General features: G+C 60.9%; 21 protein-coding genes. 5 read left to right on the forward strand and 16 right to left on the reverse strand.

The window, feature by feature from the left end:
• Window positions 1-4 precede the first annotated feature (4 nt).
• A complete protein-coding gene (locus IZV00_RS07335; RefSeq protein WP_196224058.1) occupies window positions 5-193 on the reverse strand; it encodes a hypothetical protein in 189 nt (62 codons plus the stop codon).
• 82 nt (window positions 194-275) lie between these two features.
• Here IZV00_RS07335 and IZV00_RS07340 point away from each other — a divergent pair, with 82 nt between their 5' ends.
• Complete coding sequence (locus IZV00_RS07340) at window positions 276-824, forward strand: shikimate kinase (protein WP_196224059.1); 549 nt, start codon at window positions 276-278, stop codon at window positions 822-824.
• Window positions 815-1924, forward strand: a complete 1110-nt coding sequence (gene aroB / locus IZV00_RS07345) for a 3-dehydroquinate synthase (protein ID WP_196224060.1) — start codon at window positions 815-817, stop codon at window positions 1922-1924. Before IZV00_RS07340 ends, aroB begins: the two co-directional genes overlap by 10 nt.
• A 179-nt stretch (window positions 1925-2103) precedes the next feature.
• Here aroB and rpmE read toward each other — a convergent pair whose 3' ends face one another.
• From rpmE to rpsB, 12 genes are all read right to left on the reverse strand, one after another.
• The gene (gene rpmE / locus IZV00_RS07350) at window positions 2104-2328 is read right to left on the reverse strand and encodes a 50S ribosomal protein L31 (protein ID WP_196224061.1); all 225 of its coding nucleotides are present in this window, start codon (window positions 2326-2328) and stop codon (window positions 2104-2106) included.
• Between the two features lie 108 nt (window positions 2329-2436).
• Window positions 2437-2919: a 3-hydroxyacyl-ACP dehydratase FabZ gene (gene fabZ / locus IZV00_RS07355; RefSeq protein ID WP_196224062.1), complete on the reverse strand. Its 483-nt coding sequence runs from the start codon at window positions 2917-2919 to the stop codon at window positions 2437-2439.
• 8 nt (window positions 2920-2927) lie between these two features.
• Complete coding sequence (locus IZV00_RS07360) at window positions 2928-3590, reverse strand: OmpH family outer membrane protein (RefSeq protein WP_196224063.1); 663 nt, start codon at window positions 3588-3590, stop codon at window positions 2928-2930.
• On the reverse strand, window positions 3590-6226 hold the full coding sequence (gene bamA, locus IZV00_RS07365; protein ID WP_196224064.1) for an outer membrane protein assembly factor BamA: 2637 nt from the start codon (window positions 6224-6226) through the stop codon (window positions 3590-3592). The genes IZV00_RS07360 and bamA overlap by 1 nt, the downstream gene beginning before the upstream one ends.
• Before the next feature lie 93 nt (window positions 6227-6319).
• Window positions 6320-7453, reverse strand: coding sequence for an RIP metalloprotease RseP (gene rseP, locus IZV00_RS07370; RefSeq protein ID WP_196224065.1), 1134 nt, complete (start codon window positions 7451-7453; stop codon window positions 6320-6322).
• On the reverse strand, window positions 7450-8610 hold the full coding sequence (locus tag IZV00_RS07375) for a 1-deoxy-D-xylulose-5-phosphate reductoisomerase (RefSeq protein ID WP_196224066.1): 1161 nt from the start codon (window positions 8608-8610) through the stop codon (window positions 7450-7452). The genes rseP and IZV00_RS07375 overlap by 4 nt, the downstream gene beginning before the upstream one ends.
• Window positions 8607-9377 (reverse strand): phosphatidate cytidylyltransferase, encoded by a 771-nt coding sequence (locus tag IZV00_RS07380; RefSeq protein WP_196224067.1) that lies wholly within the window; start codon window positions 9375-9377, stop codon window positions 8607-8609. Before IZV00_RS07380 ends, IZV00_RS07375 begins: the two co-directional genes overlap by 4 nt.
• A gap of 3 nt (window positions 9378-9380) precedes the next feature.
• Window positions 9381-10124, reverse strand: coding sequence for an isoprenyl transferase (locus IZV00_RS07385; protein ID WP_196224068.1), 744 nt, complete (start codon window positions 10122-10124; stop codon window positions 9381-9383).
• A gap of 43 nt (window positions 10125-10167) precedes the next feature.
• The gene (gene frr, locus IZV00_RS07390) at window positions 10168-10725 is read right to left on the reverse strand and encodes a ribosome recycling factor (RefSeq protein WP_196224069.1); all 558 of its coding nucleotides are present in this window, start codon (window positions 10723-10725) and stop codon (window positions 10168-10170) included.
• Window positions 10726-10731: 6 nt separating this feature from the next.
• Window positions 10732-11457, reverse strand: a complete 726-nt coding sequence (gene pyrH / locus IZV00_RS07395) for a UMP kinase (RefSeq protein ID WP_196224070.1) — start codon at window positions 11455-11457, stop codon at window positions 10732-10734.
• Window positions 11458-11618: 161 nt separating this feature from the next.
• On the reverse strand, window positions 11619-12551 hold the full coding sequence (gene tsf / locus IZV00_RS07400; RefSeq protein ID WP_196224071.1) for a translation elongation factor Ts: 933 nt from the start codon (window positions 12549-12551) through the stop codon (window positions 11619-11621).
• A gap of 116 nt (window positions 12552-12667) precedes the next feature.
• Window positions 12668-13426: a 30S ribosomal protein S2 gene (rpsB, locus tag IZV00_RS07405; protein ID WP_196224072.1), complete on the reverse strand. Its 759-nt coding sequence runs from the start codon at window positions 13424-13426 to the stop codon at window positions 12668-12670.
• 242 nt (window positions 13427-13668) lie between these two features.
• Here rpsB and IZV00_RS07410 point away from each other — a divergent pair, with 242 nt between their 5' ends.
• Window positions 13669-13896 (forward strand): hypothetical protein, encoded by a 228-nt coding sequence (locus IZV00_RS07410; protein ID WP_196226556.1) that lies wholly within the window; start codon window positions 13669-13671, stop codon window positions 13894-13896.
• A gap of 9 nt (window positions 13897-13905) precedes the next feature.
• Here the strand turns inward: IZV00_RS07410 and IZV00_RS07415 are convergent, their stop codons facing one another.
• The gene (locus IZV00_RS07415) at window positions 13906-14685 is read right to left on the reverse strand and encodes a CDP-alcohol phosphatidyltransferase family protein (protein ID WP_196224073.1); all 780 of its coding nucleotides are present in this window, start codon (window positions 14683-14685) and stop codon (window positions 13906-13908) included.
• Window positions 14682-15416 (reverse strand): phosphatidylserine decarboxylase, encoded by a 735-nt coding sequence (locus IZV00_RS07420; protein ID WP_196224074.1) that lies wholly within the window; start codon window positions 15414-15416, stop codon window positions 14682-14684. Before IZV00_RS07420 ends, IZV00_RS07415 begins: the two co-directional genes overlap by 4 nt.
• Before the next feature lie 165 nt (window positions 15417-15581).
• Here IZV00_RS07420 and IZV00_RS07425 point away from each other — a divergent pair, with 165 nt between their 5' ends.
• Together IZV00_RS07425 and IZV00_RS07430 are read left to right on the forward strand one after the other, a co-directional pair.
• On the forward strand, window positions 15582-16802 hold the full coding sequence (locus IZV00_RS07425; RefSeq protein ID WP_196224075.1) for an NADP-dependent isocitrate dehydrogenase: 1221 nt from the start codon (window positions 15582-15584) through the stop codon (window positions 16800-16802).
• Between the two features lie 85 nt (window positions 16803-16887).
• Window positions 16888-18501, forward strand: coding sequence for a carbon-nitrogen hydrolase family protein (locus IZV00_RS07430; RefSeq protein ID WP_196224076.1), 1614 nt, complete (start codon window positions 16888-16890; stop codon window positions 18499-18501).
• Between the two features lie 115 nt (window positions 18502-18616).
• Here IZV00_RS07430 and IZV00_RS07435 read toward each other — a convergent pair whose 3' ends face one another.
• Window positions 18617-19912: a chloride channel protein gene (locus tag IZV00_RS07435; RefSeq protein ID WP_230463132.1), complete on the reverse strand. Its 1296-nt coding sequence runs from the start codon at window positions 19910-19912 to the stop codon at window positions 18617-18619.
• Between the last annotated feature and the right edge of the window lie 363 nt (window positions 19913-20275).

Consider the following 20275-nt stretch of genomic DNA (forward strand, 5'->3'; position numbering starts at 1 on the left):
GCCTTTATTTGCCCAGCTTTTCGGCGGGAATGGCCTTTTCCACTCGCTGCTGCGGCCGTTCTCCGCCGCGCGACCACAGCAGCGCGACCAGACCGATCACCAGGACGATCAGGACGATGGGAATGATAGGCAAGCGCGTGCCGCGACGACGCGAACCGCTCTCGAAGGTGCTGAAGGAACGATTGCTTCTCATGAATCCTTGTGCGGCCAAGCCGTGAAGTTGAGGAAAGTTGCGATTTGCCTCTGCGACGGGGGGATGTATAGCCCCCTCCGCAATGCAGCGAAACAGCAAATCCGTGCCTCCGCAGTCAAAGCGCGGTTCCATCGTCCTCATCGGGATGATGGGCGTGGGCAAATCGACGGTGGGACGCCGGTTGGCGGCGCGGCTTGGTCTTGCCTTCGTGGACGCGGACGAAGAGATCGAAAAGGCCGCTGGCATGACGATTTCGGAAATGTTCGAACGTTATGGCGAAGGATATTTTCGCGATGGCGAACGGCGGGTGATCGCCCGGCTGCTGGACGACGAGCCAAAGGTGATCGCAACAGGCGGCGGCGCGTTCATGCAGGAGGATACACGCGCGCTTATCCTCGATCAGGGGACTGCGATATGGCTCGACGCCGATATCGACACTTTGGTCGATCGGGTGTCACGGCGGGAAGGACGTCCTCTCCTGAAGGGCAAGGATCCTCGCGTCGTGCTGACCGAACTCGCGGCGGTGCGCAATCCTGTCTACGCCCTCGCGCCCATTCATGTGAAGAGCATCGCCGCCCCGCACGAAGTGGCGGTCGAGCGCATCCTGGAGAAACTGGCCGCATGGCAATAGTTCGCGTCGCGCTGGATGCGCGCAGTTATGATATCGTGATCGAACAAGGCGCGCTGGACCGGGCGGCTGATCATCTGGCGCCCTACGCCCGCAGCGGCCGACTCATCGTCGTGACGGACGCCAATGTCGCAAAGACGCAGCTGCCCCGGCTCGAAGCCAGCCTGCGCGGCGCCGATATCGCCGTCGAACCTATCATCCTGCCCGCAGGCGAGCAGACGAAAAGCTGGCGGCACCTTGAGCAATTGCTCGATCAATTGCTGGTCCTGGAAGTGGAACGTGGCGATCATGTCGTAGCGCTTGGCGGCGGGGTGATCGGTGATCTCGTCGGCTTCGCCGCATCGATCCTGAAGCGCGGCTGCCGCTTCATCCAGGTGCCAACGACGCTGCTCGCCCAGGTGGATAGCTCCGTGGGCGGCAAGACCGCGATCAACGCGAGCGCGGGCAAGAACCTGATCGGCAGCTTCTATCAACCCAGCCTTGTCCTTATCGACCCATCGACGCTCGACAGCCTGCCCGCGCGCGAGACCCGCGCGGGCTATGCCGAGGTTGTGAAATATGGCCTGATCGACGATCCGGATTTCTTCGCATGGTGTGAAGCCGAAGGGCAGAAACTACTGGCGGGCGACCGCGACGCACGCGAATTCGCGATCGAGCGAAGCGTTCGGGCAAAGGCCGCTATCGTCGCGGACGACGAACGGGAGACATCCGGCCGCCGCGCGCTGCTGAACCTTGGCCATACTTTCGGGCATGCGCTGGAGGCCGATACGGGCTTTTCCGATCTGCTGCTGCATGGCGAAGGCGTGGCGGCGGGCATGGCGCTCGCTTTCCGCTATTCCGCACGGCTGGGCCTGTGTCCGGTGGAGGATGCGGATCGGGTGACGGCACATCTGAAGTCCGTTGGCCTGCCGCATGATCTTGCCAGCGCCCATGTGAAAGCCGACGGCGCCGCTTTGGTTGCTCATATGCTGCACGACAAGAAGATGGCGGCAGGCACCCTCCCCTTCCTGCTGGCGCGAGGGATCGGGAAGACATTCCTGTCAAAGGATGTGGCGCTGGATGATGTGGCCGTGTTCCTCGACGACGACCGGACGGCAGGCTGAGACTGACTGCTCCCCTCCCGCAAGCGGGAGGGGCCGGGGGTGGGCTGGCGCAAGGTAGCTTCTTTTAGGGCGAGCTCAAAAGCTCGCTCCGCTCGAGGGGGCCGTCTTGGAACACCGCCGCACACAATAAAAAGGGCGCCCATGAGGCGCCCTTCCCATTCCTTCCATGAAGGAAGCGATTATTTCTTCAGCGTCAAGCCGCCAAAGCGCTTGTTGAAGCGCGCCACCTGGCCGCCGGTGTCCAGCTGACGGTTGCCGCCCGTCCAGGCCGGGTGAGACTTGGGGTCAATGTCGAGCGCCAGCGTGTCGCCTTCCTTGCCCCAGGTCGAGCGGGTCTGGAAGGTGGTGCCGTCGGTCATCTGGACGGTGATCAGGTGGTAATCGGGGTGCGTATCGGCCTTCATGGGTCTGCTCCGTCAATGGGCCGGTTTCCGACCGGCCATGGATGCGAATTCTTGCGAAGGCGCGCGGTTACATGGGATCACGCGCGAACGCAACCCCTCCCGGCCCTTTCAGTCCTCCGGCGGATCAGCGATCATCGCGACAAAGTTCGCTTCGGCGCACAGCTTGCCATCCACCGTTGCCTTGCCCACGAACTTGCAGACGCGGCCACGAATCTGAAGCAATTCGACATGTAGGTCCAGCAGGCAACCCGGTTCGACCGGATTGCGGAACTTCGCCCCGTCGATGCTCATGAAATAAACGAGCTTGCCCGACCCTCGCAGATCGAGCGTTTCAACCGTCAGCACGCCCGCAGCCTGCGCCATCGCCTCGATGATCAACACGCCCGGCATGATTGGTCGGCCAGGGAAATGCCCCTGGAAGAACGATTCGTTGATCGACACGGCTTTGACCGCGTGGATCCTCTCTCGCACGACGAGAGAGGCCACACGGTCGACGAGCAGCATCGGATAGCGGTGCGGCAGCGCCGCCATGATGCCACGAATATCGATGGCACCCATGGCGGCGGTGGCCGCTTCAACTTCCCCCGTCATCGCTGCGATCAGCGCGAGGTCGGCTGCTGCGACGGGTTGGCGGGAGCCGCTGCGGCAGGTGTCGGCGCCTGACCACGAGCGCCGCCGGGTTGCCAACCAGCGGGCGGCACGATGCCGACGCTCGGCACCAGTGCGTTGAGTTCGGTCACGACCTGTTGCGTGATATCAACGGTCGGCTGGTAGGACACGGTGGCGTCCGGTGCCAGGATCAGGTCGACCTTCGCCTTCGTCATTGCCGACTTGAGCGCGTCCGACAGCTTGGCCGAAATCTGCTCTTCGACATAGGCGTTGGCGAGCGCGATTGGCTGGCCCAGGCGCTGCAGTTCGGCCTGACCGCTCTGCCCAGCCTTCTGATAGGCTTCATACTGGGTCTGGATCGCGGGCGTGGGCTTGTTGCCCGCAGCCTTCATCGCCGCTTCAAGTGCGGTGCCCTTGGCCTTCAGATCAGCGTCGATCGCATTCTTGCGAGCGGTGAAGCTGTCGATCTGCGCCTTGTAGGTCGTCTGAATCTGTGAGCGAGCCGTGGTGTAGGCCGAGCTGGTGGCGACCGCCCGCTGCAGGTCCGCAACGGCAATCCCGATCTTCGACTGGGCTGCGGCAGGCACGCTGGTCAGCGCGATGGCAGTCATGGGCGCAAGAGCAAGCGCCGCGGCCTTGAGCATCTTATTCATTAGAATTGAGTCCCTACGTTAAAGCTGATGAGCTGAGTGTCGTCCCCTGGTTCCTTGAGCAGGGCCTTGGCGATGTCGATGCGGAACGGCCCGAACGGCGAGTTCCAGTTGACGCCAAAGCCCACGGAAACACGCGGCTTGAGCGTGTCGCCTAGATATTCTTCTGTAAAGCCCGTGCCGCTGACGTGCGTCGTTCCCGTGGGACAAGTCGGCGCTTGTGGGGTGCCGCCAGCTTCGGGAGGCGTAGAGCCTCCACTCGGTGTCGAACAATAACCAGCGAACGAAGTTGGAACAGGATCGCGTAGTCCGCCGACTGCACCCGCATCTACAAACACAGATGGACGAAGGCCCATCTCTCGTGCGCCAGAACCCAGTGGAATTTCAACCTCTGCCCGAGCAAGATAATAAATCTTGCCCCCTAGTGCGTCGTCACGCCGGTTGTTGTTGTCTGTCGATAATACGCTGGTGATCACACCAGTCGTCGCGTCGGTTGTGGTGGTGTAATAGCGACGAACGACACGCGGCCCAATCCCGCGGATGTCAAAGCCACGAATTTGGGGGTTACCCAAAAAGAAACGATCCGTCAGGCGAACCTTATCGACCAAGTCTCCCGTGGCATCGCGACGCTCACCCTCCAGCGAGTGGATATAGCCTCCCTCGCCCGATATTGAGAAAATGAAGCCTCCACCTAACGGCCAATATTTCGAAGCATTCAGTCGCGTGCGAACATATTTAACGCTACCGCCCAGCCCGGCGAAATCCTGGTTCAGAACGACATTTTGGCCCCGCGTAGGCCGAATGCGGTTATCACGGTTGTCGTAAATCAGCGAATAGCCGAGCGAAGACGTGGTCCGTTTGCCGATGGCATCACACAGATAGCGACCAGCGAGGATGGCGCTACAAACACCGTTTCTGTAATAAGTATCCTTGTCCAGGCTAACGTCATCGAGGTTCAAGCTGTAGCGCAGCGCCAGCGACATATATTCGGTGATCGGCACACCCGCGCGAATTTGGAAGCCCGTGGTCGTCTGCTTATATGTCGTATCGCGATCGTTTCCGTTACCCGTGTATCGGAAGCTGTTCAGGTCGCGACGATAAATATCGCCACCCAGCGCGATATTCTTGTCCATGAAATAGGGCTCGGTGAAGCCCACTTCGACCGACTTGGAATAGCTGGAATAATTGACGCTGGTGCGCAATTCCTGGCCCTTGCCACGGAAATTACGCTGCGTAATCGATGCCGAGATGATGAAGCGCTCAAGCGAGGAGAAGCCCGCCGACAGCGACAGCTCACCCGTCGATTTTTCCTGGACGTTGGTTTCCAGCACGATGCGGTCGGGCGCGGAGCCAGGCTTCTGCTCGATGTCGAGCTTCTCCTGGAAAAAGCCGAGCGAGTTGATGCGGTCTTTCGAACGCTTGACGAGGAAGCTGTTGAACGCGTCGCCCTCCGCCAGACGGAATTCGCGGCGGACCACCTTGTCTTGGGTCAGCGTGTTGCCGTTAATATCCACCCGCTCGACATAGACGCGCGGCGCATTGGCGATGCGGAAATTAATCCCCATCGTCAGGCTGTCCTTGTCGCGATTGAAGTCCGGCTGAACGTCCGCGAAGGCATAGCCGAACAGGCCCGCCGTCTCGCTCAGCGTGTCGACAGTATCCTCGACCTGCTTGGCGTTGTACCAATCGCCCTTCTTCATCGGCAGCGTCTTGGTGAGTGACGCGCTCGACAGGTCGCGAATGTCGGATTCGACCTTCACGTCGCCGAATTTGTAGCGCTTTCCTTCCTCAACCACATAAGTGATGATGAAGTCCTGCTTGTCGGGGGTCAGTTCCGCGACCGCCGAAATAACGCGAAAATCGGCATAGCCTTCGGTCAGATAGAATTGGCGCAGCTTCTGCTGGTCGTAGGCCAGGCGATCCGGATCATAGCTGGTGCCGGAGGAGAAGACGCGGAACCAGCGCGACTGTTTCGTCACCATCTGGCTGCGCAGTTCGCCGTCGCTGAACTTCTCATTGCCGATCACGTTGATCTGGCGGACCTTCGACTTGGGGCCTTCCGAGATTTCAAATACGATATCGACGCGGTTCTGGTCGAGCTGCACCATTTTGGGTTCGACAGTGGCGGCAAAGCGGCCCTGACGACGATAAAGTTCGATGATGCGGGCGACGTCGGCGCGAACCTTTGACCGGGTGTAGATCTGGCGAGGCGCGAGCTTGATCTCCGGCCGGATCTTGTCTTCCTTCAGCCGCTTGTTGCCTTCCAGCACGATGCGGTTGATGACCGGATTTTCCTTCACTTCCAGCGTCAGCGCACCATTGTCGTTGCGGATCTGGACGTCGGCGAACAGCTCGGTTTCATACAGGTCGCGCAGCGCCTGATCGAGCGACTCCTGCGTAAAGGGCTGGCCAATGCGCAGCTTGGTGTAGGACAGCACCGTATCGGGTTCTAGACGCTGTTGCCCCACGACGCTGATGCTACGGATGGTTCCCGCAGCCGGTGCGACGGCGGGGACAGGCGCAGGCGCGGCGGGCTGCGGCGCGTCCTGTGCCAGCACGGGAACCGCGGACAAGCCGCCGATCATCGTCGTTGCCAGAAGGGCCGCGACAACCGGGCGCTGTCTCTTGCTGCTCATCATCGCTGTCACCCGCTCTACCCTTTTACAAAAAAGCATATGTTCGTTCACGCCGGGAAACACGGCGCTAAATCGCGCCTCCCTGCCCGATACGGCTTAGCCGATCAAGCCGGACAGGCGTTCCCAGAGCCCGAAAGAAGATAAATCGTTGAAAGTCACCAGCATCATCATGGCCAGGAGTACCGCCAGACCCGAACGATACGCCCAATCCTGTACACGCGGACTGACCGGCCTGCGCTGTATTGCCTCCACCCCGTAAAACAGCAGATGTCCGCCATCCAGCATGGGAATTGGCAATAGGTTGATGAACCCCAAGTTAATCGAGATAAGGGCCATGAAGAATACGAAGCTTTCAACCCCCAAAGTCGCGGCCTGACCCGAAACCTCCGCGATCTTGAGTGGTCCGCCCAGTTCCTTATACGACCGGCCACCGCCCAATATCTGCCCCAGCGTCTCGACCATCGTACGAATGATCTGCCCCGTCTGCTTGAGAGCGACGACAGGCGCGCGCCAAAGCTCCACCGGCTCTATCACCGGCTGTCCAGGAGCGATGCCCAGCCGCCCGACCTTGAAACTGTTGCCGAAGCCGTCACGCTCCTGAACGGCGCCGACGCTGCCCCGCTTCTCGACCGCCTTGCCCGCCCGCTCGATCAGGATCGTCACCGGTTCACCGGGACGGATTTGCGCATAAAGCCGAAGGTCGTCGAAGGTCGCCATCTCCCGCCCATTGAGCGACAGAATGCGATCTCCGGGCTGGATACCCGCCGCCGCCGCTGCGCTGCGTGGCTGCACCTTCCCCACGACCGCCGGGGTCCGGCTCTCGCCATAGGCGAAGGCGAATGTGGACAGGATCAGGATGGCGAACAGGAAATTGATGAATGGGCCTGCCGCGACAATCGCCGCCCTTTGCCACAGCGGCTTGGCCGGAAAGCTTTCAGCGCGCTCGCTCGCGGGAAGCTGCAACCATGCGGGATCTGCCTGGCTGGCGGCGTTCATGTCACCCTTGAAGCGGACATATCCACCCAGCGGCAAAGCGCCGATGCGCCAGCGTGTACCGCGCCGGTCCACCCATGCGGCAATCTCAGGGCCAAAGCCGATCGAAAAGGCTTCCGCCTTCACGCCACACCAGCGGCCGACCAGATAATGGCCGAGTTCATGCACGAAAACGAGCGGCCCGATGACCGCTACAAAGGCGAGGATCGTCAACAGGAACCCGGGATTTTGGATCAAGCCGTCAATCTTTCCATCACTTGGCCCGCCATGCGTCGCGCCTGTGCATCTGCTTCCAGCACATCGTCGATCCCGCTTGGCACTGGCGCGCTATAGCGGTTCAGAACGTCCTCCACAATCATGGCGATATCAAGGAAGCCGATGGCCTTATTCAGGAAGGCCGCTACCGCGACTTCATTGGCGGCATTCAGGATAGCGGGTGCCAGCCCTCCCTGTTCTGCCGCCTGTCGCGCCAAACGAAGGGCGGGGAAGCGGACGTCGTCCGGCGCCTCGAAGTCAAGCCGCCCTGCCTGCGCGAGGTTAAGAGGCTGACAAGGCGTTTCCATCCGATTGGGCCAGGCAAGCGCGCTGGCGATAGGAATGCGCATATCCGGTGATCCCAGCTGCGCCAAGGTCGACCGATCCCGATATTCGACCATCGAATGGATGATCGATTGAGGATGGACCAAAATCTCGATGCGCTCCAGCCCCACGGGGAACAGATGCGCCGCCTCGATCAATTCCAGGCCCTTGTTCATCATCGTGGCGCTATCAACGCTGATCTTCGCGCCCATCGACCAATTGGGATGCGCCACGGCTTGCGCTGGCGTTATGTGACGCATCTCTTCCCGGCTGCGCGTGCGGAATGGGCCGCCACTCGCCGTCAGGATGATCCTTGCCACATCATTTAAACGACTCCCGGCAAGGCACTGAAAAATAGCATTATGTTCGCTATCGACCGGCAGCAGTGTAGCACCCGAATGCTCCGCCGCGTCCATCATCAGCGCGCCCGCCGATACAAGCGATTCCTTGTTGGCAAGGGCAACCGTGCCGCCTGCCTTCAGCGCCGCCATGGTAGGGCGCAGGCCCGCACAACCGACGATCGCGGCCATGGTCCAGTCCGCCCCCGCCTCTGCCGCCTCGATCAGCGCGGCTTCGCCCGCTGCGACCCGGATCCCGGACCCCTGCAACTCAGCCTTTAGCGCATCGTAGCGCGCGGCGTCGCCTATCACAGCCATTTGGGCGTTGCACCGGCGCGCCACCGTAGCCAACCCGTCAACGTCGCTATGCGCGGTCAGTGCGACCACTTCAAACGCATCGCGATCGCGCTCGATCAGATCGAGCGTCGACATGCCGACAGACCCTGTCGCACCAAAGATGGAAACCTTGCGCGTCATGGGAACACCAGCAAAAGATAGAGGACAGCAGCGAGCGGCGCCGCCGCGACGACCCCGTCCAAACGGTCCATCACGCCACCATGGCCCGGCAACAGGCTCCCGCTGTCCTTGACACCCGCATGGCGCTTCATCGCGCTTTCAAGCAGGTCGCCCAACTGCGCCGCCACCGCCAGCAGCCCGCTCGCAGCGGCAAGCTGGATCGGCAACCCTGCGAAACGATGCAGCACGAAACCCAGGATCAACGCCGCCAACACGCCACCGCCCAGCCCCGCCCAGGTCTTGGAAGGACTGATCCTTGGCGCCAGCTTCGGGCCGCCGATCGAACGCCCCGCGAAATAAGCGCCAATGTCGGTCGCCCACACTAGCGACAATGTCCAGAAGGCGAGCAGAAGCCCGCCCGGCTGCTGCTGACGCAGGAAGATAAGCGCCATCACCGGCACGAAAACGTAGAATATCCCCAGCGACAGCCGAGCCGATCGCGTGACCAGGACTACAAAGAAGAAAGCGGCGACCGCAAGCGTGAAGGCTGTCCAAGACAGGCCCGCCGCCAGCGGACAAAGCAGCGCCAGCGGCACCGACACCGCAAACATCGAAAGCCGCCGATGCTCAGGCGAAGCGCCCGTAAGGTCCGCCCACTCCCCCTGCATCAGTACGCCAGCGACAACGAGCAGCAACCAGAAGAAAAAACCACCGAAGTAAAGGGCGGCGGAGGCCAGGGCTATAAGCAGCAGTCCAACGACCGCGCGGGTGCGAAGCTCACTGGACATCGGTCAAAGCCCGCCGAAGCGGCGGTCCCTCAAACGGAAGGCGTCAAGCGCCTCGGCAAGCGCCCTCGCATCGAAATCGGGCCAGAGCATATCGGTAAAATATAGCTCGGCATACGCCGCCTGCCACAGCATGAAATTGCTCAGCCGCTGTTCTCCCGACGTCCGGATCAGCAGGTCGAGCGGCGGCAGGTCAGCCGTATCCAGCCCGGCTTCAACATCCTCCAACCGAACGGCTTCGGGATCGATTTCGCCAGCCCGCACCCGTTGCGCGATAGTCTGGACTGCTCGCACCATTTCGTCCTGCGCGCCATAATTAAGCGCGATCGCGATGATCGGTCCATTGTTGGACGCGGTTCGCGCCACTGCATGCTCGATCAAGTCGACGAGAGACGGATCAAGCGCCTGATAGTTGCCGATCACCCGCAACCGAACGCCATTGGCATGAAATTCGTCGAGGTCCGATTCGATGAAGCGCCGCAGCAGCCCCATAAGGTCCGCCACCTCATTTGCCGGCCGCTTCCAGTTCTCCGAGGAGAAGGCGTAAAGCGTCAAACATTCCAGCCCAAGGTCTCGCGCGGCCCTGGCAACCCTGCGGACCGCTTCGACGCCAGCCCGATGCCCTGCGATGCGCGGTAGGAACCGCTTCTTCGCCCAGCGGCCATTACCGTCCATGATGATGGCGACATGGCGCGCGCCATGACCGGACGCACCGTCATGAGCGAAGTCGGATTTGGCTTGGCTGGCCATCAAGGTTGCGCGCGAGCGATGAACACGGAGGGAGCGTCCCGGCTTACTGGCCGAGAATTTCCTTCTCCTTGGCCGCCGTGACAGCGTCGATATCCGAGATGGTGCTATCCGTCAGCTTCTGCACCTCTGTCTCCAACCGCTTGCGTTCGTCCTCGCTAATTTCGCCCTTCTTTTCGTCGGCCTTCAGATGGTCCATGCCATCGCGGCGAACGTTGCGGACGGCGACGCGGGCGCCCTCGGCATATTTGCTGGCGAGCTTGGCCAATTCCTTGCGCCGTTCCTCGGTCAGGTCGGGGATCGGCAGGCGCAGCGTCTGGCCGTCCATGATCGGATTAAGGCCAAGGCCCGCCGAGCGGATCGCCTTGTCACAGGGGCCGACATTGCTCTTGTCCCACACCTGCACCGACAACATGCGAGGTTCGGGAGCGGAAACGGTCGCCACCTGGTTGAGCGGCATATGTGCGCCATATACCTCAACCGTAACCGGATCCAGCAACTGGATATTGGCCCGGCCGGTGCGCAGACCCGCCAGATCACCTTTCAGCGATTCGACGGCGCCGTGCATGCGGCGTTCGAGGTCGGCCTTGTCATATTGAGCCATGGTCTTTCAGCGCTCCTGATTTTGCACGATCGTTGCAACTCCGTCCCCGGCCAGCACCTTTGTCAGATTGCCGGTTTCGCGGATGTTGAAGACGACGATGGGGATATTGTTTTCGCGGCAGAGAGCAATGGCGCTCGCGTCCATGACCTTCAGATTATCGTTCAGCACCTTGTCGAAGCTGATCTCATCATAACGCGCAGCGTCGGCTACCTTCTTGGGGTCGGCATTATAAATGCCGTCCACGCTGGTGCCCTTGAACAGTGCGTCGCAGTTCATCTCGGCCGCGCGCAGTGCCGCAGTGGTATCGGTGGTGAAGAAAGGACTGCCGGTGCCCGCCGCGAAGATGACGATCCGGCCCTTTTCCATGTGCCGCACCGCTTTGCGCCGAATATAGGGCTCGCACACGGTCGCCATCGGAATGGCCGATTGAACGCGCGTGTCATAGCCGATCTTTTCCAGCGCATTCTGCACCGCCAAAGCATTCATGACGGTGGCGAGCATGCCCATATAATCGGCGCTCGTGCGGTCGAAGCCCTTGGCGGCTCCCGCCAGGCCACGAAAGATGTTGCCGCCGCCGACAACGACGCAGATTTCGAAGCCCGCATCCTTCGCCGCAGCGATTTCGGACGCGACACGGTTCACGGTTTCCGGCTCGATGCCGAATTGCCCCTGCCCCATCAGCACTTCGCCCGAGAGTTTCAGCAAGATGCGCTTGAACGGCGGACGAGTCATGCGGGGTAAAATTCCATCAATTGGAGCAGACAAAGGAATGGCGCGCACCTTAGGCAGCGCGCGCCATTCTGTGAAGTCCTTAGCGTGCTTGGGCAGCTTGTCGAGAAGCGTTGCTCCCCGCATGCCGCCCTAAGCGACCATTCTGTCGGATCAGGCCCGGATCAAACGCCCGCAGCCGCGGCGACTTCAGCGGCGAAGTCGCTCGTTTCCTTCTCGATGCCTTCGCCGAGCTGGAAGCGGACATAGTTCTTCAGCGTGATCGACTTGCCAGCGTCCTTCGCCGCCGCCGCGATGACGTCCTGTACCGGAGTTTTGCCATCCATCACAAAGGCCTGCGTCAGAAGAGCGTTTTCCTTGCGGAACTTTTCGACCGGTCCATTGATGATCTTGGCAGCGATCTCTTCGGACTTTCCAGCAATCTTGTCGGCGTTCTTTTCACGCGCGATCGCAGCTTCGCGCTCGATGATTGCAGGATCGATGTCATCGGCCGACAGCGCCAGCGGGAAGGCGGCAGCGATGTGCATCGCGATCTGCTTGCCCAGCGGTTCCAGCACGTCAGCAGGCGCATCGCCTTCCAGCGCGACCAGCACGCCGATCTTGCCGAGACCCGGCGCAGCGGCGTTGTGAACGTAGGGAACAACAACGCCTTGGCTCACTTCCAGCTGACCGATGCGGCGCAGGGTCTGGTTCTCACCAATGGTGGCGATGTTCGACACCAGCTTCTCCGAAATCGTGCCACCAGCCGGGTGCGCTTGCGACGACAGCGCCTCTGCATCGGTCGCGCCGCTGTTCAGGGCAACCTGAGCCACGGTGCGGACGAAGTCCTGGAACTGGTCGTTCTTCGCTACGAAGTCGGTTTCGCTGTTCACTTCAACGGCAACGCCCTTGGTGCCAGCAACGGCAACGCCGACCAGGCCTTCAGCAGCGGTGCGGCTCGACTTCTTCTGCGCGGCGGCGAGCCCCTTTGCGCGCAGCCAGTCAACGGCGGCTTCCATGTCGCCATTGGCTTCAGCGAGCGCCTTTTTGCAGTCCATCATGCCCGCGCCCGAACGGTCGCGCAGTTCCTTGACGGCAGCAGCGGTAATCTCGGCCATGTTTCGGCTCCTAAATTTCGATTGGGTTCAAATAAACGGGGTTCGAATAAGCACTAGGGCGCGTTCCGGTGGAGCGCGCCCTAGCCTCTTAATCTTGCAGTTCGACGACCGCGGGATCAGGCCTGAGCGGCGACCTCTTCAACTTCGGGCTCGTCCAGAGCACCGAGGTCAACGCCCGAAGCCTGCTGCGCACCACGGTTGCCCTTGGTGGCTGCGGCAGCGATGGCGTCGCAATAGAGGCGGATCGCGCGGCTGGCGTCGTCATTCGCCGGAACCGGGAAAGCGATGCCGTCGGGCGAAACGTTCGAATCGAGGATCGCGACGACCGGGATACCCAGCGTGTTGGCTTCCTTGATCGCCAGCTCTTCCTTGTTGGCGTCGATCACGAACATGACATCGGGGATGCCGTTCATGTCGCGGATGCCGCCCAGCGACAGTTCGAGCTTCTCGCGCTCGCGGGTCATCTGAAGGACTTCCTTCTTGGTGAAGCCGTGGGTGTCGCCCGACAGCTTCTCTTCAAGGGTCTTCAGACGCTTGATCGAGCCCGAAATGGTCTTCCAGTTGGTGAGCATGCCGCCCAGCCAACGATGGTTGACGAAATGCTGACCCGACTTGCGGGCGGCTTCAGCGATCGGGTCCTGCGCCTGGCGCTTGGTGCCGACGAACAGCACCTTGCCACCGGCGGCGACGGTCGCCGACACGAAGTCGAGCGCGCGGCCGAACAGCGGCACGGTCTGCGACAGGTCAAGGATGTGGATGCCGTTGCGCTCGCCGAAAATGTACGGCTTCATGCGCGGGTTCCAGCGGTGGGTCTGGTGGCCGAAATGGGCGCCAGCCTCGATCAATTGGTGCATGGTGACGACAGGTGCCGCCATAATAGTTCTCCTTCCGGTTTGACCTCTGGGAATCAGGAACTGAGCGTCACGCCGCAGCACCGGATATGTCGATTCCCATGTGGAATGGCGCGGCCCTTAGCGCGGCACCACGCGCGATGCAAGGGCTTGACGACGCCTGCAAGGGGGAACATATAGAGAACATGGGAACAAATCGGACATTCGGCCGGTTTGGACTTCAATCAGGACCTATGGTTCTCAGCACAGGAAGAGTGAGCGGTCTTATGTTCACCATTGTTGCAGCTACGGTTTTCTTCGCGGCCTTTCTGCTCGCCGCCAGCGTGATAATCGGGATGTTCGCGCTCTATCATGAAAAGATGGTAGCCGCCCTGTTGTTTGAGCCCATCCCTCAGGAGCCGCCAGTGTATCGCCTGCGAATCAGCCGCCGCCGTGCCGCGCCAAGCCGTCCGCTTGCTCCCACTGCAACACGGCCTCACGCTTTCGCCGCCTGATCCGGTTCGTCACGTCCCGGTGGCGGTCGTTTGTTGCCGTCGGACTTTAGCGTAGGACATCATCCCGAACGGAATCGTCACGAGATATATGGCGCACAGGAATAACAGCGTCAGCCAGGGATCGGTGATCAGCAACGCGGCGAGCAAGCCAGCGACGGCGATCGCCTCAAGCCTGATCCTTTTGCGGAGCCGCAGCGCCGACCAGGTGTAGGTCGCAATGCTGGAAATCATCAGGAAGGCGATGAAGGCCGTCCAGGGCGCAACCACATACCAGGCCCGGAAAATTTCCTGCCCTGTCACCAGCCACAGATAAAGCGGTACGAATGCCAAACCCGCTCCCGCAGGCGCTGGCACGCCCGTCAGGAACCCGGCCGATTTATGCGGCTGTATGTCCGCGTCAATATTGGCGTTGAAACGCGCAAGCCGCAGCGCGCACGAGAGCGCATGTGCCAGCGCGAATATCCAGCCGAACTTCGGCATGGCATGCAGCGACCAAAGGTACAGGATCAGCGCTGGCGCAACACCAAAGGCGATGGAGTCGGAAAGCGAATCCAGCTCCGCGCCGAATCGGCTTTCCCCACGCAGCAGCCGAGCGATGCGACCATCGAGCCCGTCCAGCACGCCCGCGATCAGGATGGACAGGACTGCCCTCTCCCACTCCCCGGAAATGCCGTAACGCACGCCCGTCAGGCCAAAGCATAGCGCCATTGCGGTGACGGCATTGGGCGCGACCATCCGCAGCGTGATGCCCCGGCGAAGCCCACGCGGGATAGCGCGCCGCTGCCTCATTGCTGGATACCCGAAATGACCCGCATGTCGCCAATCTGGCCGAGGATCGTCTCCCCTGCAACGGTCCTTTGCCCCAGCACCACGCGCGGTGCCGTTCCAGCGGGCAGGTATACGTCCACGCGGCTACCAAAGCGGATGAGCCCGATCCGCTGTCCCGCCGCGATCATATCGCCCGGTTTCACGAACGGCACGATCCGCCGCGCTACCAGGCCCGCGATCTGGGTGAAGCCGACGCGCAAGCCGTCATGGCGCTCCACCAGTATGTGCTGCCGTTCATTATCCTCGCTCGCCTTGTCGAGGTCGGCGTTCAGGAACTTGCCCGAAATATAGACGACCGACTTCACCGTCCCGCCGATCGGCGTGCGGTTGATGTGAACGTCGAACACACTCATGAAGATCGATACGCGGATCATCGGCTGATCGCCAAGGCCATCCGCGCCCGCTATCTCGCGCGGCGGCGGCACGCGCTGGATCAGCGTCACCAGGCCATCGGCGGGCGCCACAATCGCCCGCTCATCCTGCGGGACCGCGCGCACCGGATCGCGGAAGAAAGCGAACACCCAGATCGTCACCATCACCATCAGCCAGCCGGGTATCGTCCAGCCCACCAGGAACAGTACTGCCGTAATCGCCGCAGCAATCAGGCCGAATTTCATCCCCTCCGGATGCACCGAAGGGAAGCGCCACTTCACATTGCCGCCCAAGGCGACGGTGATTTCGTCATTTTCCATGGCACCTGTCTTTAGGGACAGTCACTTGCAGTGACAACGGCCGATCCTGCACTGAACGCACGGCAAGCCTGACGTCCAGCGACCGCCAATGCGCAGTTGAACATTGCCGCCGCTTTCCCTAGGGCGTGTCGCAATTGCATCCAAACGAAGAAGGCGAAGAGGCGCATGGCGAAGATCAAGGTCAAAAACCCGGTCGTGGAGATCGACGGCGACGAAATGACGCGGATCATCTGGCAGTGGATCCGTGAGCGCCTCATTCTCCCCTATCTCGACATCGACCTCAAATATTATGACCTGAGCGTCGAAAAGCGCGACGAAACCAACGACCAGATCACCGTCGATTGCGCCAATGCGGTCAAGCAATATGGGGTCGGCGTGAAGTGCGCCACCATCACCCCGGACGAAGCGCGCGTCGAGGAATTCGGCCTCAAGGAAATGTGGAAGTCGCCCAATGGCACGATCCGCAACATCCTGGGCGGCGTCGTGTTCCGCGAACCGATCGTCATCAAGAACGTGCCCCGCCTGGTTCCCGGCTGGACCGACCCCATCGTCATCGGCCGTCACGCATTCGGCGACCAGTATCGCGCCACCGACTTCCTGGTCCCCGGCCCCGGCAAGCTGCGCATGGTATGGGACGGCGCGAACGGCGAGAAGATCGAGAAGGACGTCTTCAACTTCCCCAGCCCGGGCGTCGCCATGGGCATGTACAATCTCGACGATTCGATCCGCGACTTCGCTCGCGCCAGCATGAATTATGCGCTCGATCGCGGATGGCCGCTGTATCTGTCGACCAAGAACACCATCCTCAAGGCCTATGACGGCCGCTTCAAGGACCTGTTCCAGGAAGTGTTCGACAAGGAATTCGCCGATCAGTTCAACGCGAAGGGCATCGTCTATGAGCATCGCCTGATTGACGACATGGTTGCCTCCGCCCTGAAGTGGAGCGGCAAGTTCGTCTGGGCCTGCAAGAACTATGACGGCGACGTCCAGTCCGACACCGTCGCGCAGGGCTTCGGCTCGCTGGGCCTCATGACCTCCGTCCTGCTGTCGCCCGATGGCAAGACCGTCGAAGCGGAAGCCGCGCACGGCACCGTCACCCGCCACTATCGCCAACACCAGCAGGGCAAGCAGACATCGACCAACCCGATCGCGTCGATCTTCGCCTGGACGCAGGGCCTGGCCTATCGCGGCAAGTTCGACGACACCCCGGAAGTCACGAAGTTCGCCGAAACGCTGGAACGGGTCTGCATCGAAACCGTGGAAAGCGGCGCGATGACCAAGGATCTTGCCTTGCTGATCGGTCCGGATCAGGCATGGATGACCACCGAGCAGTTCTTCGAGGCGATCCGCGCGAACCTCGAAACCGCCATGGGCCAGTGGAACTGATCCAGCCTTTTAGGCATTCAGTACGGAAACGGAATAAGGCGGTGCCGTCCAACGGCGCCGCCTTTTCCTTGGCGGGAGATCGGCGATGACGACAGCAACACGCAAACGGCTGGAGGTCCGCACCGCGGTGCCTGCCGACGTTCGCGGCATCCAAAGGCTGATCGCACGCGTCTATCCCGGCATGGCCAACTATTCGCTCGCCACCCTGCGCGGCCAGATCAACAATTTCCCGAACGGCTGCTTCGTCGCCCTCTATGACAATAAGATCGTCGGCTATTGCGCGACCATGCGCGTCAGCCGGTCTATGGCCTTTTCCTTCCATGATTGGGAAGAAATCACCGCCAACGGCTTCGGCACTCGGCACAGCGCGGCTGGTGAATGGCTCTACGGCTATGAAATGGCGGTCGATCCAAAGCTGCGCGGGCTGCGCATCGGCCAGCGGCTCTATGACGAGCGCAAGGAACTGGCCGAAGAGCTGGACCTGCACGGCATCGTCATAGCTGGCCGCATGCCGGGCTATGCTCGCGCGAAACGCCGGGTCGATGGCCCTGCCGACTATCTGGATAAGGTGGTCCAGGGCAGGCTGCGCGACCAGGTCATCAGCTTCCAGCTCAAGAACCAGTTCGAACCGCTCGGCGTCCTCGAAAACTATCTGCCCGAAGACAAGCAATCCGACGGCCACGCCGCGCATCTGGTGTGGCGAAACCCTTATGTCGATCCCGACGAAGCGCCGGAAATGCGGGTGCCGCGCGGCGTCGAGAGCGTTCGCCTCGCCACCTGCCAGCTTCAGGCCCGCGCCGTCGCCGACTTCGATGAATTTATTCGCAACATCGAATATTTCGTTGATGTTGCAGCAGATTATCGTTCCGACTTCATCGTCTTCCCGGAACTGTTCACCCTCCCCCTGCTCTCCTTCGAAACCAGGAAACTGTCTCCACTGGAAGCGATCGACAAGCTCACCGGCTACACACCGCGTCTGACGAAGGAACTGACGCGCATGGCGCTGGAATATAATATCAACATCATAGGCGGCTCCCATCCAACCCGCGCCGACGATGGCGACATCCAGAACATCGCCTATGTCGCCCTGCGAGACGGATCGGTCCACACGCAGGAAAAGATCCACCCGACCCCCAACGAAGCCTTCTGGTGGAACATCAAGGGTGGCGATTCGCTGGACGTGATCCAGACCGATTGCGGCCCGATCGGCGTCCTCATCTGCTATGACAGCGAATTTCCCGAACTCGCCCGCCGCTTGGTGGATCAGGGCGCGCGCATCATCTTCGTTCCCTTCTGCACCGACTCGCGCCTCGGCTATATGCGCGTGCGCTACTGCGCGCAGGCGCGGGCGATCGAAAACCAATGCTATGTCGTCATGTCCGGCAATGTCGGCAATCTGCCCAACGTCGACAATATGGACATCCAATATGCGCAAAGCGCCATCCTGACCCCCTGCGACCTACCCTTTGCCCGGGACGGCATCGCAGCGGAGTCCACCGAGAATGTCGAAACGCTGACCATGGCCGACGTCAACCTCGCCGACCTCAGCTGGGCGCGAGCAGAAGGCACGGTGCGCAACCTGCGCGATCGCCGGTTCGACCTTTATCATATCGATTGGGACAGCAGCCCGGATCATGCCCACGCACCCAGCGGCGGCCCGGTCCCCGCTGGCGGCCATAATGCGCCTGGTGGTGGGTGAGAGAAGCGAAGTTTGGCTACCTTTTCGCTCCCTACCTCACGCAAGGGAATGTCTTGAAGGGATAGTTTTGCGGACGGTTTGCTTGCGGAAGGCGCCTAGGGAATATGGACATTATCTAAGCCCGCTTCGCCTCGTGTGAAGTGGAGCGGAACTGCCCCGACAAAGCGTGATAAAGTTTTTGGCGACAAATCATGGTGCTGACGGCATCCGCGATTAACGCCGTCGCGAACAAGGGTAAAATCATAGTCCGGTCGGCCGTCATCTCCATCATGATGATCACAGCAGTCATCGGCGCCCGAACAACACCCGTAAAATATCCAACCATACCAAGCAGTACCACGGCGCCTGAAGGGCTGTTGGGGAAGACGGAAGAAATCAACTGACCAAGACCAGCTCCGACCGACAGCGACGGGGCAAATATGCCGCCAGGAGCACTACTAAGCGCTGTAGCAAGGGTGGAGATAAACTTCGCCGGGCCAAAGCTCATGGTCGAACTGTGGCCAACGAGAAGAAGTTTGGTGGTTTCATAGCCGGTGCCCCATGTAAGGCCATTCGTGACGTAGCCCGTGATGGCGACGACTAACCCACATCCCGACGCGAACATGACGGGGCGAGACCGAATACGGATCAGCACTGGGTGGCGCGGCCATGTAGCCGCGATAAGAATGCGGGAGAAAATACCGCCGAAAAAGCCTCCAAGCGCTCCCGCCGTCGGTGCAATGAGAAGCATAGCTAGGAGCGGCAGATTTCCGTTCATCGCCCCGAAATACACATAGTCTCCCGCCAGACCGAGGCTCACTAATCCCGAGATCATCACTGCGGCCATCACCATAAGGGCCACTTTCTGCTCAAACGCAGATGCCAGCTCCTCGATCGCAAACGCAACCCCGGCAAGCGGGGTGTTGAAAGCTGCCGCCACGCCTGCCGCTCCCCCCGCGATAATGATGCCGCTCGAGACGGGCACCCGAAGCCAGCGATGAACCGCGACCATGAGTGCCGCACTGATTTGTACGGTTGGACCTTCGCGTCCTGCCGATCCACCGACGAGTAGCATGCTGATCGTGCCGCATAACTTGGCTCCAGCCGTCTTCAGCGACAACAAGTCCCCCCCTGCATGCAGGTCTGGGCTATGACTGGCGGCCATCACCTGCGGGATGCCAGACCCGCGAGCAGCAGGAAAGAAGCGCAGCGTGGCATAGGCGACTGCGGCGAAGACCAAGGGCGTGACGATGAGAGGCGCATAGCGCGAGATCGTCACCACTTGCAGAAAAATATTCTGAGAAACCTCACCCATCCGAGCAAAAACAATAGCCGCCAGACCGAGTATGATGGCGCCTGCAACGGCAGCCAACCGGCTATGGACGGCAGCGATATGTTTGCCAGTCAGTGGGATACGAATAAACTGGCGCACGGCTTGGAAATTATCTGGAATGTAGAAATCTTATGCCCCCGGAGACGCGTCCCCTGCGGCGAAGCTGGCAGTTCGGCCGTGAACATCGATCTCATAAACGTCAAAGCCATGAATTGGCTTGGAATAAGAGGGGCGTGGAAGTGAACTTCGCCGATTCTGCGCCCAAGAGGAAAAATGCGGCCATTCTTTGAATCGCCCAAAGGCCATTCTACGCCTTGGGGTCTTACGCCCAGAGGTTTCCAATCCATCGACATGGGTTATCCCTTAACGGAACGTAGGCTCGTTGGAACGGGAAATTGACCACGGAGCGGCAACAAATGATCGAAAGCCTGCCCTCCTCATTTCGTCATGCCAGCGCACGCT

This window comes from Sphingobium sp. Cam5-1 (assembly GCF_015693305.1).
In the GTDB taxonomy this organism is placed as follows: Bacteria; Pseudomonadota; Alphaproteobacteria; order Sphingomonadales; family Sphingomonadaceae; genus Sphingobium.

Bases quoted from the DNA above. Each gene is read 5' to 3' on its own strand.
- rpmE (WP_196224061.1), bottom strand. From the start codon at position 2,328: ATGAAGGCCGATACGCACCCCGATTACCACCTGATCACCGTCCAGATG.
- IZV00_RS07385 (WP_196224068.1), bottom strand. From the start codon at position 10,124: ATGGCCAGCCAAGCCAAATCCGACTTCGCTCATGACGGTGCGTCCGGT.
- IZV00_RS07415 (WP_196224073.1), bottom strand. From the start codon at position 14,685: ATGAGGCAGCGGCGCGCTATCCCGCGTGGGCTTCGCCGGGGCATCACG.
- bamA (WP_196224064.1), bottom strand. From the start codon at position 6,226: ATGATGAGCAGCAAGAGACAGCGCCCGGTTGTCGCGGCCCTTCTGGCA.
- IZV00_RS07375 (WP_196224066.1), bottom strand. From the start codon at position 8,610: ATGACGCGCAAGGTTTCCATCTTTGGTGCGACAGGGTCTGTCGGCATG.
- tsf (WP_196224071.1), bottom strand. From the start codon at position 12,551: ATGGCCGAGATTACCGCTGCTGCCGTCAAGGAACTGCGCGACCGTTCG.
- IZV00_RS07420 (WP_196224074.1), bottom strand. From the start codon at position 15,416: ATGGAAAATGACGAAATCACCGTCGCCTTGGGCGGCAATGTGAAGTGG.
- IZV00_RS07340 (WP_196224059.1), top strand. From the start codon at position 276: ATGCAGCGAAACAGCAAATCCGTGCCTCCGCAGTCAAAGCGCGGTTCC.
- IZV00_RS07335 (WP_196224058.1), bottom strand. From the start codon at position 193: ATGAGAAGCAATCGTTCCTTCAGCACCTTCGAGAGCGGTTCGCGTCGT.
- IZV00_RS07410 (WP_196226556.1), top strand. From the start codon at position 13,669: ATGTTCACCATTGTTGCAGCTACGGTTTTCTTCGCGGCCTTTCTGCTC.
- IZV00_RS07360 (WP_196224063.1), bottom strand. From the start codon at position 3,590: ATGAATAAGATGCTCAAGGCCGCGGCGCTTGCTCTTGCGCCCATGACT.
- fabZ (WP_196224062.1), bottom strand. From the start codon at position 2,919: ATGACGGGGGAAGTTGAAGCGGCCACCGCCGCCATGGGTGCCATCGAT.
- aroB (WP_196224060.1), top strand. From the start codon at position 815: ATGGCAATAGTTCGCGTCGCGCTGGATGCGCGCAGTTATGATATCGTG.
- frr (WP_196224069.1), bottom strand. From the start codon at position 10,725: ATGGCTCAATATGACAAGGCCGACCTCGAACGCCGCATGCACGGCGCC.
- IZV00_RS07430 (WP_196224076.1), top strand. From the start codon at position 16,888: ATGACGACAGCAACACGCAAACGGCTGGAGGTCCGCACCGCGGTGCCT.
- pyrH (WP_196224070.1), bottom strand. From the start codon at position 11,457: ATGACTCGTCCGCCGTTCAAGCGCATCTTGCTGAAACTCTCGGGCGAA.
- IZV00_RS07425 (WP_196224075.1), top strand. From the start codon at position 15,582: ATGGCGAAGATCAAGGTCAAAAACCCGGTCGTGGAGATCGACGGCGAC.
- IZV00_RS07380 (WP_196224067.1), bottom strand. From the start codon at position 9,377: ATGTCCAGTGAGCTTCGCACCCGCGCGGTCGTTGGACTGCTGCTTATA.
- rpsB (WP_196224072.1), bottom strand. From the start codon at position 13,426: ATGGCGGCACCTGTCGTCACCATGCACCAATTGATCGAGGCTGGCGCC.